Genomic DNA, 15,192 nt, shown 5'->3' with positions numbered 1-15,192 from the left:
GCGGACCCGACCGCCACAGCACTGGTTGTGATCTGCACTCGAACCCGTGGCTGGTCGATACGTGCCGGAAGCGGGGAACGACCCCGGGCGCCCCGGGGCGGTGGACCCGCGACGGTCAGCGCGTCGCCCCGGCGCGGCCGTCCTCGAACTCCCGCAGGACGTAGACGCCCAGGTAGCCGCCGGCCGCCCCGAGGCCGATGTTCCAGACCAGTCCGAAGACGAAGATGACGAGCACGATGACGAGGCCGAACCCGGCCTCCGCGGGAGCGCCGCCGGCGAGGAAGACGCCGAAGAAGCTGAACACGAACACGAGCAACAGCACGAAGGGGATGCTGGCGAGCGCCCCGGAGATGGCGCCGACGCGGGCGCCCTCCATCCGGTCGCCGCGCTGGAGGTAGCCGGCGACCCCGCCGCCGAGCAGCGGCGAGAAGCCGGTGAACGAGAGCACGACCGTCACGACTGCACCGATGACCGCGTTCAGGAGGGTGTCTCCGTCGCCCATACACGGGAGCGCCACCGCCGCGAGCATGAAGGTGAGGGTGGGTCAACCCGCGGTTTCACTCACACGCGAGCCGTGGAGCCGGGGGCCGACGGGGACGTGGAGACGTTTCAAGTCGAGGGCAGTCGTACGGCCTCGAATGCGACGAGTCATGCCGGGACTGAAGCCGGCCGAGGAGGTCGTGACGGCGACGCGCGATGGAGCAGCCGACGGCGCGGAGGCGGGCAGCCGGTTCGGGCCGCTCGGGGCCGGCGTCGGCGCGGGCGTCGGCGCCGCGTTCGGCTTCCTCGGGAGCGCCTGTCCGGTGGGCCGCAACCGGGGTGGGGACGAGAAGGGCCGGAGCATCGAGGTCACCGAGGCGGAGTGACGGTGGAGGTGGACCACGGCGAGTGACGGCCACAGCGGAGCCCACCACCCTGGAGCCCGGGGCACGCTTATCCGTCCATCGTGTGAGACGCGGAGCATGCGACGACGAACGCTACTGCGGGCCGGGGCGACCGCCGGGCTCGTGGCCGTGACCGGCTGCACGGCCGGCTTCACCGAGCCGCGGTTCGACGGAGGGTTCGAGGACGGGCTCGGCGACTGGGAGACCGCGGCCCACATCGGGCCGGAGGAACCGCTGGAGGAGTTCGACTGGACCATCGACGTCAGCGACGAACGGGCCGCCACGGGGACCCGGAGCCTCCGGGTCCGGAACGAGGGCGACCACGACGACGGGACCTGCTGGGCCAGCCACCGGGTCCCCGTCGAGCCGGGCGAGGCGTACACGGCCAGCGTCACGGCCACGTTCTGGAGCGAGTCGGAGTCGTTCAACACCCTCCGGAACGCGGTGATGCGGCTCGGCGCCGAGCCACCGGAAGCCGAGGCGGACTTCCCGGACCCGGGGCAGAACACGACCGACCTCGGCGTGACGCCGTACGGCGGGCTCCGCGAGCCGCTCCACCTCGCGGAGGGCTGGCGCGAGTACCGCTTCGAGTGGACCACACCCGAGCTGACGACGGACCGGCTCCACGTCTCCGTCGGCACGACCGTCGTCTGGGAGACGGAGATGACCCACTTCGTCGACGACGTGACGGTCGAGCTGGCACCGCGCTGAGGATGCCCCACGACCGCGTCCACGCACGGCCGCCACACGACCCCGAGAACTGGCGGGTCGGAACGATCACGGCGCTGGCCGAGCGCGACGGCCACGCCGTCTTCACCGTCCGGCCGGAGGGGAACCAGGACGGCGCCGCTTCGGCCACCGTCGAGCCGGTCGAACTCGTGGTGACGCTGGCCGTCCGCGACCTCGTCCTCCGGCGGCTCGATGCCGACGAGCCGGTCGGCGCGCGGGTCTGGTTCCGGGAGCACGGCGGCGGGTGAGGCGGTCGACGGCCCCGCCACGGGACCGCTCCGGGGCGCCCGGTCAGCTCTCGCACGCCGGGAACCAACGCATGGTATTTGTCACCTGATAGCGTAGCATCGGCCATGGACGACACCGAGAGCGTCACGATGGACGACGAGGAGCGCGACGCGTTCCTCGGCACCGGCGGCACGGGTGTCATCTCGTACGCACGCGAGGGCGACGAGCCGCCGTACGCCGTTCCCGTGTCGTACGGCTACGACGCGGCCGAGGAGACGTTCTACTTCCGGCTGGCTGTCGGGCCGGGCGGCGAGAAGTCCGACCTCGCGGGCCGGATGGTGACGTTCGTGACCCACGGCGAGACGGACCGCTACCGGAGCGTGGTGGCGACCGGGCGGCTGGAGCCGACCGACGAGGACGGCATCGGAACGGACGCGATGGCTGGGATGCGTCGGGTCCACATCCCGCTCCACGACGTGTTCGGCCGGGCGACGTCGGAGATGACGTTCGAGTTCCACCGGCTCGTCCCCGACGAACTGACCGCGCGGGCCGAGTCGACGGCGCCGACGGGCGGCTGAGCCCGCCGAGGCGGCGCTCGCGACCACGGCCCGGAACCGCATCAGCACCCGGAACCGCGCTCAGACGGAACTGCGCCCGGTGTCCGTGACCGTCCCGTCGGCGTCGATCCGCAGGCGGAGTGACTCTCCGCCCTCGGCCATCGACACGACCGCGACCGGGCCGTCGGGGTCGTCGCCCCCCACCTCGATGGCCACGTCGAGCCGTTCGACGAGGTGCCAGATGGGTGTCCCCCGGCTGTCGATGCCGTGGTCGTGGCAGAAGGCGACGAGCGCCGGGTGGTCCAGCACCGTGTAGTCCACCTCGACGGATGGCCCGCCGCCACACCCCCCGCAGACGTACCGGACGAACGCGGGCGCGTCCTCGTCGACATCGTGCGGGAGCGTGTGCGGGTCGGTGGTGAGCCGGGAATCGACGCGCCCCCCGCACCACGGGCAGACGCCCCGGTCGAACAGGAGGAGCTGGCTCCGCGCCCACGCGTCGACCGCCAGCAGCAGGTCGTCGGCGTCGTCGGACCGCTCGGCGGCGCCGTGGGGCGGGAACTCGTAGTGGAGGTAGTCCGTCCCGCACGCCGGACAGTCCACGTCGGCCACGCCGTCACCGCGGCTCGACACCGCCAGCGCCGACCCACACTCCGGGCAGGTCCAGTCGTCGGTCCGCGCGTCGACGGCCGGGCTCCCCGCGAAGACGCCGCGGACGAGCAATCGGTAGACGGTGTAGCCGGCGTACGTGAGGAAGTAGCCGTCCTTCTCGTCGCCCTCGTCGAACTGGCCGACGAAGGTATCGCCCAGCTTCTGGAGGTGGTAGTTGAAGCGGCTGCTGTCCCGGACCCCGACCCGCGCACGGAGTTCCGAGAACGACAGCGCGGTCGGCGCGCCGTGGGGTTCGGCCCGCCCCAGCTCCCGGAGGATGTCGAGCCGGGTGGCGTCGGCCAGCGTCTCGAACGCCTCCGTCGCCGTCCGGTCGTCGGAATGGCTCATGGCGTGTCGTGCGGAACACCCCGGCATAGGTCTGGTGTCGACCCGGGACGCGTGGACACGGCACGGACGACCCGGAGTCGACCAGCGAGGACCACGACCGGGCGCCGGGCGGTCACTCCCCGACCAGCCGCGCCAGCAGCGCGTCCACCCACGCGAACGCGTCGTCGGTCACCTCGTGGCCGACGCCGTCGTGGACGCGCTCGGTCACGTCCGCGCCCAGCGCCCGGAAGACGTCGCCGGTCGCCCGGACCCGCGCGACCGGAACGTGGGGGTCCTCGGCACCGACGGTGAGGAGGACGGGTGCGCCCGCCATCGGGGCGTCCCCGTCGCCATCGGCGTCCAGATAGCGCCCCGGGTCGACCTCGGGCCCCAGCAGCGACCCGCTCAGGACGACCACCGGCGAGGGACCGGGGGTCCGCGCGGCGTACTCGGCGGCGATGCCGGCCCCCTGCGAGAACCCGAGCAGGACCACGCGCTCGCGGTCGAGGCCGAGCCGGTCGACCGCGTCGGCCACGACGGCGTCGACGACCGCGAGCGCCGAGGAGAGATGCGGCTCGTTGCGCTCGCGCGGCGCGTCGGCCGCGTGCGGGAGCCAGCGACTCCGCTCGGCGTCGGGCGCGAGGAACGCGACCCCGTGGCGGTGGACGGGTTCGAGGAGGTTGACGATCCCCTGTGCGGTCGCGCCGCGACCGTGGAGCGCGACGACGGCGGCCTCGGCCGCGCCGCGTGGCGCCCCCGCGGCCACGACCCGGCGACCGCCGTGGGGCCCCGCGACGCCGGCGAGGGGACCGGCACGCTCGCCGTCGCTGGCCCCGCTCATCGCCAGTCGTCGGCCGTGGGCACCTCGACCGACGGCAGTTGCCCCTCGATCATCTCGCGGTCGTCCTCGGCCCACGGCGGCAGGACGAGCGACGACCCGAGCGCGTCGACGTCCTCGTCGACGGTGAAGCCCGGCTTCTCCGAGGCCAGCTCGACCAGGACGCCGCCCCCGGGACGGACGTACACCGAGCGGTAGTAGTGGCGGTCCCGGACCCGCGAGACCTGCACGCCGCGCTCGCGGAACAGGTCGTGCCAGTCCATGAGGTCGTCGTCGGGGACCCGGACGGCGACGTGGTGGATGGTGCCGGGGCCCTCGCGGCCGAAGCCGGAGACGGCGGCCGCCGCGTTGCCGTCGGTGCCTCCGTCGTCGCCGGCCGCCCGGGCGCCGCGGTCGAGCAGGTCAAGCGTCGTCCCGTGGTCGCCGCCCGCACGGTAGCGCACGCGGTTGCCGTCCTGCCCGACGCGTTCGAGTCCGAGCGTCTCGAGGACGCTCGCGGTCTGGAACGGGTCGGCCGGCAGCGCCGTGACGCCGTGGATGCCACGGATGGCCACCGCCTCGGGGACGGGCCCCTCGCGCCACGGTTCGACGGGCGAGTCGGCCGCAACGAGTTCGAGGCGGGTGCCGTCGGGGTCCTCGAACCGGAGCAGTGACTCGTCGCCGAACCGCTCGCGGCGCTCGGCCTCGACCGAGTGGTCGGCGAGTCGGTCGGCCCAGAAATCGAGCGACCCCGGCGGGACGGCGAACGCGACGGCGCTCCACTGCGGGACGCCGCGGCGACCCGGCGGCTGCTCGGGGTACGGGAAGCAGGTGTAGACGGTTCCCAGGTCGCCGCTCCCGTTGCCGTAGTAGAGGTGGTACCGGAGGACGTCCTCGTGGTTGACGGTCCGCTTGACGAGCCGCAACCCGAGGACGCCGGCGTGGAAGTCGAGGTTCGCCTGGGCGTCACCCACCATCGACGTGACGTGGTGGATGCCCGGCGTGTCGCTGACCATGCGGGGGATTCGGGTCGGGGGGAGTTAGGCCCGCCGCCGACGTGGTGCCGAGGTCGTCGCCGGCACAACAGCCATACCGCTCGCCCGAGACGACCAGCTCGTGTCGAGCGCGCTCCCCGAACCCCAGGTGCTGGCGCACACGAAGCGGCGGCTGTTCCCCGACGACGGCGAGGCGGGCTACGCGGTGGCGGACACGCAGTTCGCGACCGACCGGTGGCTGGACGACGAGCCGGTGCCGACCGAGGTGCGCGAGGCGCTCGCGCCCTTCAACCACGTGCAGGTCGGCTCGGGCTACCCCGACCTCGTCGGCGTCCGGGCGCTGGAGAACGACCTGCTGTCGGTCGACCGGTTCGGCGACCCGCCGCTCGTCGCCGTGGAGGCGAAGGGGTACGCCGGCGGGACCGTCGACGTCGAGCGCGGCGTCGTCCAGGCCCACGACCGGCTGGGCGAGGCGAACGTCGCGTTCGTGGCCGCGCCCGCCGAGGCTGTGACGAACACGAACCGGACGCTGGCGCGCGACCTCAACGTGGGCGTCCTCGCGGTCGATGCGGCGGGTGCGGTCGAGCCACTGGAACCCGCCCGCGTCGTCGGGAACCGGACGACCACGGAGGTCGGCGCCATCCGGTTCCAGGCGAGCGCGCAGGGAGTCACGGACCGCTCGTTCGGGCTCAACCACCCGAAGAACTACCTCGGCTACGCGGTCGCGCTCCACGCGGCCGGCGACACCGCGGCGCTGGTCGACGAACACGTCGTCGGCGCCGTGGCCGACGCTCGGCGCGGGGCGGCCTTCCTCGGGCTGGTCGAGGAGCGACCGGCCGGGCCGCGGCTGACGGGGCTGGGCCGCGAGGTGGTCCGGTTCGCCGTCCGACACGAGGGGTCGATGGACGCCGCGCTGGCGCGGTTCGCGGGCTGGCAGGGCTCCGGACGGCGCTTCTGCGACCTGGACCCGGCGTGGGGCCAGCTCGCCCGGCGCGTCGTCTACGACTACCCAGCGACGGAGCTGCTGGTGGCGGAGTTACAGACGATGGCCGAGGACGGCGAGCGCGACCCGTCGCTGGTCGACCTCGTCACGACGCTCCACCGGCACCACCCCTCGTTCACCGTCGAGCTGTTCGTCCGCGGCACCGACGACGCCCGCGAGCGCGTCCTGACGGCCGACGGCGAGCTGCGCGAGGCGGCGCTGCGCGACGGCGCCGTCTACCACTCGCCGACCGTCTTCCAGCTGAAGGCGATGCTGTACCACGCGGGGCTGCTGGCCGAGCGCGGCGCCGAGCCGTCGAACCTGGACCCGACGGCCGACAGCTGGCGGCTCCGGGACCCGCTCGACCCGAAGTGAGGGGCCGGGCGGGGAGGGCGGAACACGGCCACGTCGGCCAGAAAGCGTTACGTCCCCGCCCGGCGACACCGGAGTCGTGACAGGACTCACCGAGACGGTGCGGCGCTTCCGCGAGGGGCGCGACGCCGTGCCGCCCTTCTTCGACGACGCGACCGAGGGCCCGCTGGCGGTCGGTCGCGACCTCTTCGAGAGCCCGCAGACGGTCGAACTGCCCGACGGGCGCGACCTGGGCTACGCGGAGGCCGGCGACCCGGACGGCGAGCCCGCGCTCCTCTTCCACGGCTGGCCCAACTGCCGGACGTTCGCGGCCGCGTTCGACGAGATCGGCACGGAGCGCGGGCTCCGCATCGTCGCGCCCGAGCGCCCCGGCTTCGGTGTCTCGGACCCGGACCCCGGCCGGACGCTGACGGACTGGCCCGCGGACGTGACCGCGCTCATGGACCACCTCGGCGTCGAGTCGGCGCCCGTGCTCGGCATCTCCGGCGGCGGGCCGTACGCGCTGGCGTGCGCGTCGGAGACGCCCGAGCGGACGCCCCGCGTGGCGGTTGGCTGCGGTGTCGGGCCGATGCAGGCCGTCTCGCCGGCGGCGAGGGGCCCGTTCACCGTCGCGAAGTACGCGCCCGGGCTCATCCGGCGGTACCTTCGCGTCGAGGAACTCGGCGCCCGGTACGCACCCGAGAAGCTGCTGGAGCGCCGCGCGGCGGGCGCGGCGGACTACGACGCGGACTACTGGCGCGGCGACGTGGGCAAGCTCCTCGTCGCGACCGCCGTGGCCGCGCGGCAGGGCCACGGCAACGAGCACCTCGTGACCGACCTCCAGCTGTACGCCTCGGACTGGGAGTTCGACCTCGGGACCATCGACGTGCCCGTCGGGCTCTGGTACGGCCGGCAGGACCGGCTGGTCCCCGTCTCGGCCGGGCGGTACCTCGAACGGCACGTCCCCACGGCGGAGGCGCACTTCTACCCCGAGTACGGCCACATCTCCGTCGTCGAGGAGAACGAACCCGCCATCATCGACTGGCTCCGGCAGTAGGCGGAGCGGAACTGGCTCCGGCAGTAGGCGGAGCGGCTCGATTCCGGGCTCGTCAGGCCCGGCAGACCGCCAGCATGTGCGCCGAGTGGTCGACGACGTGACGGTCCTCGCGGAGTTCGGCCAGCGTCTCCCGGATGGCCTCGCAGTGGGCCTCGGTCAGGGCGTCCAGGTCCTCACGGCGCTGGGAGAAGGGCCCCTCCAGCGCGGCGAGCGTCTCGACCACGAGGCCGGCCGCCTCGAGGAGCGCCTCGAACTCGTCGACCCGGAACAGGTGCATCGGCTGGGCCGTCGGCTCGCGGTCGAACCGCTCCAGCAGGGCGGCGTCGTAGTCGCCGGTCCGGGCGAGCGCCGGGAGGAGCTCGGTCTCGTCGTGTTCGTCGGGCACGAGGCCGCTGTGGCGCATGATGCGCGTGAGGCTGGCGAGCAGCCCCATGACGGAGACGAGGACGGGCGCGCCGTCGGCCGCCACCCGCCGGAGTTCGCGGGCAGCATCCACCCGCCCGTCCGCGTCGAGCACGTGCGAGAGCGGGCCCCCGAGACAGCAGACCGCGTCGGCCGCGCCGGCCGAAGCCGGGAGCGCTCGCGCGTCACCGCGCGTGACGGTCACCCGGTCGGCGACGCCGTGGTCGCGGCTCTTCTCGCGGGCGAGTCGTGCCTGCTCGGCACTCAGCTCCACGAGCGTCACGTCGAGGCCACGCTCGGCCAGCCACACCGCGTACCGGCCCGCGCCGCCCCCCACGTCGAGGACGTGCCCCTCGGCGGGGAGGTGCTCGTCGAGGTACGCCGTGGTCGCCTCCCACTCCAGGCGGTGGTGGAAGTCCCGGTCGAGTCGCTCCCACTCGCGCTCGCCGTACGCGTCGTAGAACGCGGCGACCTCGAACGGGAGCGGGGTGTCGGCCCCGGCGGCAGCCGCCGGGTCGGCGTCGTCGCTCATCGCGGCGACCTACGGAGGGGGACCACTTGTCGGGGCCGGTCGTGCAGGCGGAGCTGTCGGAACCGGTCGAGCAGACCGGTCAATCGCTCGCGCTCGGGGCCGAGGCCTCCGCCAGCGCGACCCGCCAGGTCGTCGCGTTCGTGTACGCCCAGCGCTCGACGACGAGGCCCTCGGCGTTCTCGTCGAGGTCGGGCATCAGGTTCCCGATCTGCGAGGCCGACATGCCCACGTCGTCGGCGATGAACTTGCTCTTGCAGTAGAACTCGCCGTCGGCGGCCCGGTCGCGGAGGTAGCGTTCCAGCTGCTCGGCGTCGGAGCACGTCCCTGCTTCCTGCTCGGGTTCTGCGCTTGCGTGTACGCTCATCGTGGTCGTACCATGGAACGCCTATTTGAACGGCCTTCTGTAAACTCAAAGAGTCATTTGAGTACCGGCGCCGTCGTGGGGTCATCCGGTTCGGCGGCGAAACCGGAGGAGTCCGTCGAAAGGCCCCGTACGTTCTTTCTGGGACGGCGACGGGGGAGTCCTGTTGAGACGACTGCGACGGGGGAGTCCTGATGAGACGACTGCGACGGGGGAGTCCTGATGAGACGACTGCGACGGGGGAGTCCTGTTGAAAGCCCCCGCTCGCTCGACCGGTTGCGGCTCGCTGCGCTCCGCACGTCGCTCGCTTCGCTCGCTCGTTGCGGTGCTTCCGTCGCCTCACCGGGTCGAGCGAGCGGCCCCTTTCAGTCCCGCCCTGTGGCTTGTGGCACCGAGCGTTCGCGCGTGGCGGTTCCAGCGGAGTGCTAGTGTCCACACACCTCCCCGCGCGAGCGCCGGGAACGGCTCACCCCCTCGGCGCCGGCAGAGCAAGCTCTGCCGAGCCCTCGCTCGCTTCGCTCGCGAGGACCGCAAGGGCCTCGGGGTTCGCCGTGGGTGGCGCTCGCGCGCTTCCTGGTGTCGGAACCAGCCAGCCGACCAGCCGCTCCTCGGCCGGAAGCACGTGGTGAGCGCCTTGCGCGCGAACCCGTGCGACCTGGGGAAGGGCAGGGGCACCGTGGGCCTCCACACTCAACGCTCGGGTGGGAATGGAAGGAGCGGCGGGCTCGACCTGGCCCGGACCCAGCAAGCACCGCAGGCCGAAGGCCGAGGAGCGCAGCCGCCAGCTCGCTGGTGCGAGCGGAGGGAGCACAGCGACCGGAGCGAGCAGGTCTCGGACAGTCGAGCCCGCCGGGGCTTCCTCCAAGACTCGAACCTATGGCAAAGTATACAATATTCTAAATTTATAGAATATATAAACAAAATATCCCAGACACAATTATTTTATTCTGATTTCCCACTCCACTCCGCATCGGCGAGCGTCCGCTGGACCGCCTGCTGGCCGACCGCCGCGGCCAGCGTCTCGAAGCCCTGGCGCTCGACCGGGTCCGACGCTTCGGCCACCAGCCGGCTGACGATGAACTCCGGGGTGGAGCGCCCGAGCGTGCCGAAGCGGGGCTGGTAGTCCACCTCCAGTTCCAGGTCCGTCGTCAGCCCCTCCGCGAAGATGCCGTCCGTGCGGGCGGGTGTCGGGAGCGGTTCGAGGTCCTCGGCGAGGTGCGTGACGAAGACGCCCAGCGCCCCACGCTCCACGGCGAGCGTCAGCAGGCCGTGCAGCAGGTCCGCGGCGCTCCCGGGTTCCGTGATGGCCTCGAACTCGTCGACGAGCAGCAGCGTGCGGCCCTCCTGGGTCACGGGCGGCACGACCGAGCGGAGCGTCGATTCGAGGACGCCGGCGTTGAACGAGGCGTGCCGGCGGTGGAAGACGAGGCGGTCGACCACCGAGACCTGCGCGCGCTCGGCGGGGACGGGCAGGCCCATGTGCGCCAGCAGCGCGACGCCCGCGAGCGTCTCCAGCAGCGTCGTCTTCCCGCCGGAGTTCGCGCCGGTGAGGACCGCGACGCGGTCGTCGGTCGGCGCGTCGATGTCGAGCGAGTGCGGCCCCAGCCCGTAGTCGACGGGCTGGACCTGGACGTCGGCCGCTTCGAGGTCGAGGTTGCGGGCACCCTCGACCGCGAGCACCGTCTCGCCCTCGGTCAGCTCCGGCTCCCGGAGGTCGAACGCGACGGCGAACCGGGCGAGCGAGACGTCCAGGGCCACGTCGTCGACGGCCGCGACGGCGGCATCGACGGCCTCGCGGCCCGCTTCGAGGTCGGCTTCGAGGGACGCGCGGACCTCGCGCTCGCGCTCGTCGACCCGTTCCCGGAGCGTCGAGACGATGGCCCGCAGCGATTCGGTGACGAACGTGTCGGCCGCGGTCGCCTCGTCGGGGAGCGCCTCGCTGACGACGGCGTCGTCCACGTCGGCCTCGCGGACGACGTACCGGCGGAGCGCGCCCCGGAACTCGCTGGCGTCGCGGGCCTCCTCGCGGACCGCTTCGAGAACGGACTCCGCGTCGGCGCGCATGTCCTCGGCGCGGCCGAGCGCGTCGCGGAGCGAGTCGAGTTCGTCGTCGGCGCCCCGGGCGACCCGGCCGTCGGTCCCGTCGGCACCCTCGCCGAGCGCCCGGAGCGCCCGGGTCGCGTCGGCCAGCGCGTCGCGGTCCAGTGCCGCGAGCGGTTCGAACACGCCCTCGGAGACGCCCGCGTCGAGCAGCGCGAGCGCGGTCTCGGCGGCATCGACCTCGCCGGCGCCATCGTGGTCGTCGAACGCCGCGAGGACGGCCTCGCGCGTCGGTTCGTCGAGCGCCCGCCAGGACTCGACGGCGGTCATCGTCTCGGCGAGCCGGTCCGCGATGGCCTCGCGGCTCGCGAGCGGCGTCAGCACCCGGACCCGGTCGCCCGCGCCATCGGTGACGGCGTACTCCTCGATGAGCGCGACGAGGTCCCGGTAGACGGCCCGCGAGTCCCGCGTCGCGAGCAGGTCCAGCCCCTCGCCGCCGGCCGCCCGGCGGAGGATGCGGGTCGCCCGGCCGCGCGAGAGCCCCGCCTCCGCCAGCGTCCGGGAGTCGACCGACTCGATGGCCTCGATGGCGCGCTGCTCCCCCAGTTCCTCGCGCAACAGGGCGGCCGTCTTCGGGCCGACGCCCCAGTAGTCCTCCAGTCGCATCGGTGATGGGGAGTCGCGGGGGGCTGTTAGGACTGCCGGGACGCACCAGTCAGCGCGCGGTACGCAGCCGGCGACCACCTCCCGGAGCCCTCGACGGAGGGATTAAACGTGTAGAATCGTTACATACGCTCGCGATGTGCCACGGATTCACACCCCGAGAGTGGTCCAGTGAGATGGCCGACGAGTTCGAGGCGGAGCTCGAGGAGCGCGAACCCGAGGCGCCCTCGTTCGCCGAGGACGAACCGGCCGAGGACGTGGAACTGCTCACCGACGGCGGGGACGGCACCCCGCAGTCGGCGGACGCCGGCGAGGACGGAACCCCGCAGTCGGCGGACGCCGGCGAGGACGGAACCCCGCAGTCGGCGGACGCCGACGAGGACGACGAGGAGTGACGCCGGCCGCGCGGACTCGTTCTTTCGCGATGCGACCCGGGAGCGACGGCTGCGCGGGCCCGCGACCGGAACCCTAAGGCCCACTCCGCACCACCCCCGCACGTGACCGACCTGCCGGAGCTGGAGACGGACCCCGACGCGGTGGCCGACCGACGCGACGAGGTGGCCGATGCCATCCGCGACCACGCGAGCGGGCTGGCGCGGGCCCTCGCCCGCGTGCAGGGTGGCGACTACGGCCGGCGCGCGTTCACCACCGACGCCGGGGAGTGGACGCTGAAGTACGAGGCCGGCGACGTGGAGTTCCTCCTGTTCGAGCCCCGCTCCGGGGAACCGGTGTACGTCGTCTCGACCAAACAGCCGCCCGAACCGGACGCGCTGGCGCTCGCGGCGGCCGACTACGCCGCGTTCGTCCGCGCGTTCGACCGCTGGGTCGACTCGCTCGCGGGCGCGCTCGACGACACCCCCACCGACTACCCGGAGCCCGCCGACACCAGCGACATCGTCGCCGAGCGCGAGCGCGTCATCTCGCGCATCCGCGAGGTCTGTACGACGATGGTCGGCGAACTCGACCGCTACGAGGGCGACGACTACGGCACCTTCACCGCCCGAGTCAACGGCTCGCGCTGGGAGCTGAAGCGCGACGGCGCGCAGGTGTCGTACCTGCGGGTCGGCGGCAGCGACGGCGTCTACCTCCTCTCGCAGTACGGCCCGCCGAGCGTCCCCGACCTGAAGGAACTCGCCCCGGACGTGGCCGCGTTCGTGGCGGCGTACAACGAGCACGTGACCGAGTTGACCGAGGCCGCCGAGGAGCTGGAGGTCTGAGCGGGCGCTCGCCGGCGCGTGACTCAGGCGTCGAAGAGCGCGCGGAACAGCTTCGCCTCGGCCTTCTGGAGGTGTTCGGCCGCGGTGGCCCGCCCGCAGTCCAGTTCCGCGGCCACGTCGGCGATGGTGGCCTCGCGGGGGACATCGTAGTACCCCACGCGGAGCCCCGCCCGCGCGGCCGCCCGCTGCCGGGGCGAGAGCGCACGGACGGCGTCGTCCGCGCCGACCGGGCCCGTGCCGACGGCCTCGACGGAGACGCCGACAGCATCCGGGATTCCCTCGACCGCGGCCTGGATCGCGGCGTCGGTACCGACCAGCGTGAACGTGCTGCTCCCGTCGTCGTGGCACTCGACCGGCGGCACGGTCAGCACGTCCTCGCGAGTGAAGTTCTCGAACAGCGCACGGGCGGGCGTCGATTCCTCCGCCGCGAGGAAGCAGTAGGCCGTCCCGTCGCCGTTCGGGACGGTCTCGAACTCACGGACGTTCGGGGCGTCGGCCAGGGCCGGCGCCAGTCGCTCGTGCTCACCCCGGACCCAGAGGAGGAACCCGACCGGCGGCTGGGCGACGTTCCAGTTGACGATGCGAACGACCGAGAGGTACGGCGCCTCGCGGGTGAGACGACGGTAGACGGGCGGGAGGTACGCGTCCGGCGGGGAGATGCTGAGTCGGACCCGTTTCATGACCGACAGGCAGGAGCGGGCGAGTATAGGGGTACCGCCGGTTCCGCGTCACGGTCCGGCGGTGACTCCGGTGCGTGCGACGGGCCCGTGGCGACTCCCGGGTGGGCGTCAAGAACCCCCCGGAGCCGTTCGGCGGTACGGACTCCTCCGTGCGGCGAGATGGACGACCGATGCGACCGAACCTCGACGAGGTCGACCGCACCGTCCGCGGAATCGCAGGAGTCTGGCTCGTGGCGACCGCCGTCTCCGCGGCCAGAGCCGGCGAACGGACGACCGCCCTGATGACCGGCATCGCCGGACTGGGCCTGCTCCAGAACGCCGCCACGGGGGTCTGTGGTGGCGGGTTGCTGTTCGGCTTCAGCACGGCGTCGAACGAGTCGGAGAGCTGAGTGCGGCGACGGGCCACCCCGCCCCGCCCTCACGCCGTCCGCCGCACGCCGAGCAACAGCACCACGGCCGCCGCCATGCACGCCGTCGGCAGCAGCCACGCCGTCCCGTAGCCCGCGGTGTCCGCGAGGTAGCCGAAGGTGGGCGGTGCGACCATCCCGCCGACGTTGATGACGGTCTGCCCGCCGGCCGTCGCCGCGCCGATGTCGTCCCCGTCGACGAGGCCGGCGAGACAGGAGTAGAACACGCCCGTCGACCCCAGCACGGAGACCCCGATACCGAGCAGGACGAGGCCGGCGAGGAGCGTCGAATCGACCCCGGCGGCGAGGACCCCGAACAGGACGAGCGCGATGACCGCCTGCCCGAGCGCCACGGTCGCCGCACCGCGCGCGCCGCCGAGCCGGTCCGCGAGGTCGCCGGCCAGCACGCGCCCGACGCTGCCGGCGACCTGCGTCGCGCCGAGGACGAGGCCGCCGATGGCGACCGTCGCGCCGACGCCCTCGTCGACGTAGAGGACGACGTAACCCAGCGCGGCGAAGATGGCGGTACCGAGGAAGAACCCGGCCGCGACGAGCAGGACGTACGCGGGGTTGCCGCCGAGGCCGTCGAGGTCCGGCAGGGCGAGGTCGCCGCTCCCCGCGCGCCCGTCGTACAGGAGCGCGAAGGCCGCGGCCGCGACGACGGCGAGCGCGGCGACGGCCCGGAAGCCGTCGCCCCACGCGAACAGCGCCGAGGCCGCGACCGCCGCGAAGACCAGCGAGGCGAGGCCACTCCCCGCGGTGACGCCGACCTGCTTGAGCCCCATGGCGAGGTTGGCGCGGCCGGGCGGCGCGCTCGCACCGATGGCGCGGTTCGTCGCGGGCATCGCCGTCGAGTACGCCGCGCCGAGCAGCGCGGCCGCCCCCAGCAACGCGCCGTACGTCGGCGCGAGGCTCACCCCGACGGCCGCCACGGCGAGGCCCGATAGCCCGGCGAGCATCACGCGGCGCTCGCCGAACCCATCGACGAGCGCGCCGCTCGGGAACAGCGCCAGCGTGTAGCCGAGCAACCCGACCGTCAGGAACAGACCGACGGTCGTGCCGGTCAGGTCGAACGCGGGCTTCAGCAGGCCCGTCGCGGCGAAGAGACCGTAGTAGCAGGCGCTCGCGGCGGTCTGCCAGCCGGCGATGGCCGCGACCGGCTTCCAGCCGCGCGTGGGGGCCGCGGTGGTGCCCTCGGAAGCGGGCGCGTCGACGGAGTCCGTCTCCACACCCCGATTCGGGACACGGGAACGGAAGGGCTGTCGATTGCGGCGGCCGCGTGGCTCACTCCGCCGGCTCGCACCCCACCGCG

Annotated in this window: 18 protein-coding genes; 9 read left to right on the top strand and 9 right to left on the bottom strand. The window is 73.3% G+C overall.

The window, feature by feature from the left end; all coding sequences use genetic code 11:
• Positions 1 to 115: 115 nt before the first annotated feature.
• Positions 116 to 502 carry a DUF5518 domain-containing protein gene (locus P2T62_RS02215; RefSeq protein WP_276259860.1) on the bottom strand — a complete coding sequence of 129 codons (387 nt, stop codon included), beginning with the start codon at positions 500 to 502 and terminating at the stop codon, positions 116 to 118.
• Between the two features lie 136 nt (positions 503 to 638).
• Here P2T62_RS02215 and P2T62_RS02210 point away from each other — a divergent pair, with 136 nt between their 5' ends.
• The 4 genes from P2T62_RS02210 (at position 639) to P2T62_RS02195 (ending at position 2,419) form a co-directional block, all read left to right on the top strand.
• Positions 639 to 866, top strand: a complete 228-nt coding sequence (locus P2T62_RS02210) for a hypothetical protein (protein ID WP_276259859.1) — start codon at positions 639 to 641, stop codon at positions 864 to 866.
• Between the two features lie 96 nt (positions 867 to 962).
• Positions 963 to 1,595, top strand: coding sequence for a hypothetical protein (locus P2T62_RS02205; RefSeq protein ID WP_276259858.1), 633 nt, complete (start codon positions 963 to 965; stop codon positions 1,593 to 1,595).
• Between the two features lie 2 nt (positions 1,596 to 1,597).
• On the top strand, positions 1,598 to 1,861 hold the full coding sequence (locus P2T62_RS02200; protein ID WP_276259857.1) for a DUF7861 family protein: 264 nt from the start codon (positions 1,598 to 1,600) through the stop codon (positions 1,859 to 1,861).
• Between the two features lie 105 nt (positions 1,862 to 1,966).
• On the top strand, positions 1,967 to 2,419 hold the full coding sequence (locus tag P2T62_RS02195; protein ID WP_276259856.1) for a pyridoxamine 5'-phosphate oxidase family protein: 453 nt from the start codon (positions 1,967 to 1,969) through the stop codon (positions 2,417 to 2,419).
• 60 nt (positions 2,420 to 2,479) lie between these two features.
• Here the strand turns inward: P2T62_RS02195 and P2T62_RS02190 are convergent, their stop codons facing one another.
• The 3 genes from P2T62_RS02190 to P2T62_RS02180 all read right to left on the bottom strand — a co-directional run bounded on the left by P2T62_RS02190 (position 2,480) and on the right by P2T62_RS02180 (position 5,209).
• The gene (locus tag P2T62_RS02190; protein WP_276259855.1) at positions 2,480 to 3,397 is read right to left on the bottom strand and encodes a winged helix-turn-helix domain-containing protein; all 918 of its coding nucleotides are present in this window, start codon (positions 3,395 to 3,397) and stop codon (positions 2,480 to 2,482) included.
• 112 nt (positions 3,398 to 3,509) lie between these two features.
• Positions 3,510 to 4,217: an alpha/beta hydrolase gene (locus P2T62_RS02185; protein ID WP_276259854.1), complete on the bottom strand. Its 708-nt coding sequence runs from the start codon at positions 4,215 to 4,217 to the stop codon at positions 3,510 to 3,512.
• On the bottom strand, positions 4,214 to 5,209 hold the full coding sequence (locus P2T62_RS02180) for a VOC family protein (RefSeq protein WP_276259853.1): 996 nt from the start codon (positions 5,207 to 5,209) through the stop codon (positions 4,214 to 4,216). The genes P2T62_RS02185 and P2T62_RS02180 overlap by 4 nt, the downstream gene beginning before the upstream one ends.
• Positions 5,210 to 5,309: 100 nt before the next feature.
• On the opposite strand from P2T62_RS02180, the gene P2T62_RS02175 reads away from it, so the two are divergent.
• Positions 5,310 to 6,545 (top strand): hypothetical protein, encoded by a 1,236-nt coding sequence (locus P2T62_RS02175; protein WP_276259852.1) that lies wholly within the window; start codon positions 5,310 to 5,312, stop codon positions 6,543 to 6,545.
• A 76-nt stretch (positions 6,546 to 6,621) separates the two neighbouring features.
• Positions 6,622 to 7,578: an alpha/beta fold hydrolase gene (locus P2T62_RS02170; RefSeq protein WP_276259851.1), complete on the top strand. Its 957-nt coding sequence runs from the start codon at positions 6,622 to 6,624 to the stop codon at positions 7,576 to 7,578.
• Positions 7,579 to 7,630: 52 nt separating this feature from the next.
• Here the strand turns inward: P2T62_RS02170 and P2T62_RS02165 are convergent, their stop codons facing one another.
• From P2T62_RS02165 to P2T62_RS02155, 3 genes are all read right to left on the bottom strand, one after another.
• On the bottom strand, positions 7,631 to 8,512 hold the full coding sequence (locus P2T62_RS02165; protein ID WP_276259850.1) for a class I SAM-dependent methyltransferase: 882 nt from the start codon (positions 8,510 to 8,512) through the stop codon (positions 7,631 to 7,633).
• A gap of 79 nt (positions 8,513 to 8,591) precedes the next feature.
• Entirely contained in the window at positions 8,592 to 8,876 is a 285-nt protein-coding gene (locus P2T62_RS02160; protein WP_276259849.1) for a DUF7123 family protein, read from the bottom strand.
• A gap of 939 nt (positions 8,877 to 9,815) precedes the next feature.
• Positions 9,816 to 11,579 carry a MutS-related protein gene (locus P2T62_RS02155; RefSeq protein WP_276259848.1) on the bottom strand — a complete coding sequence of 588 codons (1,764 nt, stop codon included), beginning with the start codon at positions 11,577 to 11,579 and terminating at the stop codon, positions 9,816 to 9,818.
• Between the two features lie 173 nt (positions 11,580 to 11,752).
• Here P2T62_RS02155 and P2T62_RS02150 point away from each other — a divergent pair, with 173 nt between their 5' ends.
• Complete coding sequence (locus tag P2T62_RS02150) at positions 11,753 to 11,971, top strand: hypothetical protein (RefSeq protein WP_276259847.1); 219 nt, start codon at positions 11,753 to 11,755, stop codon at positions 11,969 to 11,971.
• Between the two features lie 102 nt (positions 11,972 to 12,073).
• On the top strand, positions 12,074 to 12,793 hold the full coding sequence (locus P2T62_RS02145) for a profilin-fold protein (RefSeq protein ID WP_276259846.1): 720 nt from the start codon (positions 12,074 to 12,076) through the stop codon (positions 12,791 to 12,793).
• A gap of 23 nt (positions 12,794 to 12,816) precedes the next feature.
• Here P2T62_RS02145 and P2T62_RS02140 read toward each other — a convergent pair whose 3' ends face one another.
• Positions 12,817 to 13,473 carry a helix-turn-helix domain-containing protein gene (locus tag P2T62_RS02140; RefSeq protein ID WP_276259845.1) on the bottom strand — a complete coding sequence of 219 codons (657 nt, stop codon included), beginning with the start codon at positions 13,471 to 13,473 and terminating at the stop codon, positions 12,817 to 12,819.
• 170 nt (positions 13,474 to 13,643) lie between these two features.
• Here P2T62_RS02140 and P2T62_RS02135 point away from each other — a divergent pair, with 170 nt between their 5' ends.
• Positions 13,644 to 13,862 carry a YgaP family membrane protein gene (locus P2T62_RS02135; RefSeq protein ID WP_276259844.1) on the top strand — a complete coding sequence of 73 codons (219 nt, stop codon included), beginning with the start codon at positions 13,644 to 13,646 and terminating at the stop codon, positions 13,860 to 13,862.
• A 29-nt stretch (positions 13,863 to 13,891) separates the two neighbouring features.
• Here P2T62_RS02135 and P2T62_RS02130 read toward each other — a convergent pair whose 3' ends face one another.
• The gene (locus P2T62_RS02130; RefSeq protein WP_276259843.1) at positions 13,892 to 15,109 is read right to left on the bottom strand and encodes an MFS transporter; all 1,218 of its coding nucleotides are present in this window, start codon (positions 15,107 to 15,109) and stop codon (positions 13,892 to 13,894) included.
• Positions 15,110 to 15,192: the final 83 nt, after the last annotated feature.

It is taken from the genome of Haloglomus litoreum (genome assembly GCF_029338515.1).
GTDB lineage: Archaea > Halobacteriota > Halobacteria > Halobacteriales > Haloarculaceae > Haloglomus > Haloglomus litoreum.
Note: the sequence above shows the minus strand (reverse complement) of the source record. Positions and strands in the feature narration are given on the sequence as shown.

Excerpts from the sequence above, each read along its gene's own strand:
- P2T62_RS02215 (WP_276259860.1), bottom strand. The coding sequence starts at position 502 with ATGGGCGACGGAGACACCCTCCTGAACGCGGTCATCGGTGCAGTCGTG.
- P2T62_RS02210 (WP_276259859.1), top strand. The coding sequence starts at position 639 with ATGCGACGAGTCATGCCGGGACTGAAGCCGGCCGAGGAGGTCGTGACG.
- P2T62_RS02205 (WP_276259858.1), top strand. The coding sequence starts at position 963 with ATGCGACGACGAACGCTACTGCGGGCCGGGGCGACCGCCGGGCTCGTG.
- P2T62_RS02200 (WP_276259857.1), top strand. The coding sequence starts at position 1,598 with ATGCCCCACGACCGCGTCCACGCACGGCCGCCACACGACCCCGAGAAC.
- P2T62_RS02195 (WP_276259856.1), top strand. The coding sequence starts at position 1,967 with ATGGACGACACCGAGAGCGTCACGATGGACGACGAGGAGCGCGACGCG.
- P2T62_RS02190 (WP_276259855.1), bottom strand. The coding sequence starts at position 3,397 with ATGAGCCATTCCGACGACCGGACGGCGACGGAGGCGTTCGAGACGCTG.
- P2T62_RS02185 (WP_276259854.1), bottom strand. The coding sequence starts at position 4,217 with ATGAGCGGGGCCAGCGACGGCGAGCGTGCCGGTCCCCTCGCCGGCGTC.
- P2T62_RS02180 (WP_276259853.1), bottom strand. The coding sequence starts at position 5,209 with ATGGTCAGCGACACGCCGGGCATCCACCACGTCACGTCGATGGTGGGT.
- P2T62_RS02165 (WP_276259850.1), bottom strand. The coding sequence starts at position 8,512 with ATGAGCGACGACGCCGACCCGGCGGCTGCCGCCGGGGCCGACACCCCG.
- P2T62_RS02160 (WP_276259849.1), bottom strand. The coding sequence starts at position 8,876 with ATGAGCGTACACGCAAGCGCAGAACCCGAGCAGGAAGCAGGGACGTGC.
- P2T62_RS02155 (WP_276259848.1), bottom strand. The coding sequence starts at position 11,579 with ATGCGACTGGAGGACTACTGGGGCGTCGGCCCGAAGACGGCCGCCCTG.
- P2T62_RS02150 (WP_276259847.1), top strand. The coding sequence starts at position 11,753 with ATGGCCGACGAGTTCGAGGCGGAGCTCGAGGAGCGCGAACCCGAGGCG.
- P2T62_RS02140 (WP_276259845.1), bottom strand. The coding sequence starts at position 13,473 with ATGAAACGGGTCCGACTCAGCATCTCCCCGCCGGACGCGTACCTCCCG.
- P2T62_RS02135 (WP_276259844.1), top strand. The coding sequence starts at position 13,644 with ATGCGACCGAACCTCGACGAGGTCGACCGCACCGTCCGCGGAATCGCA.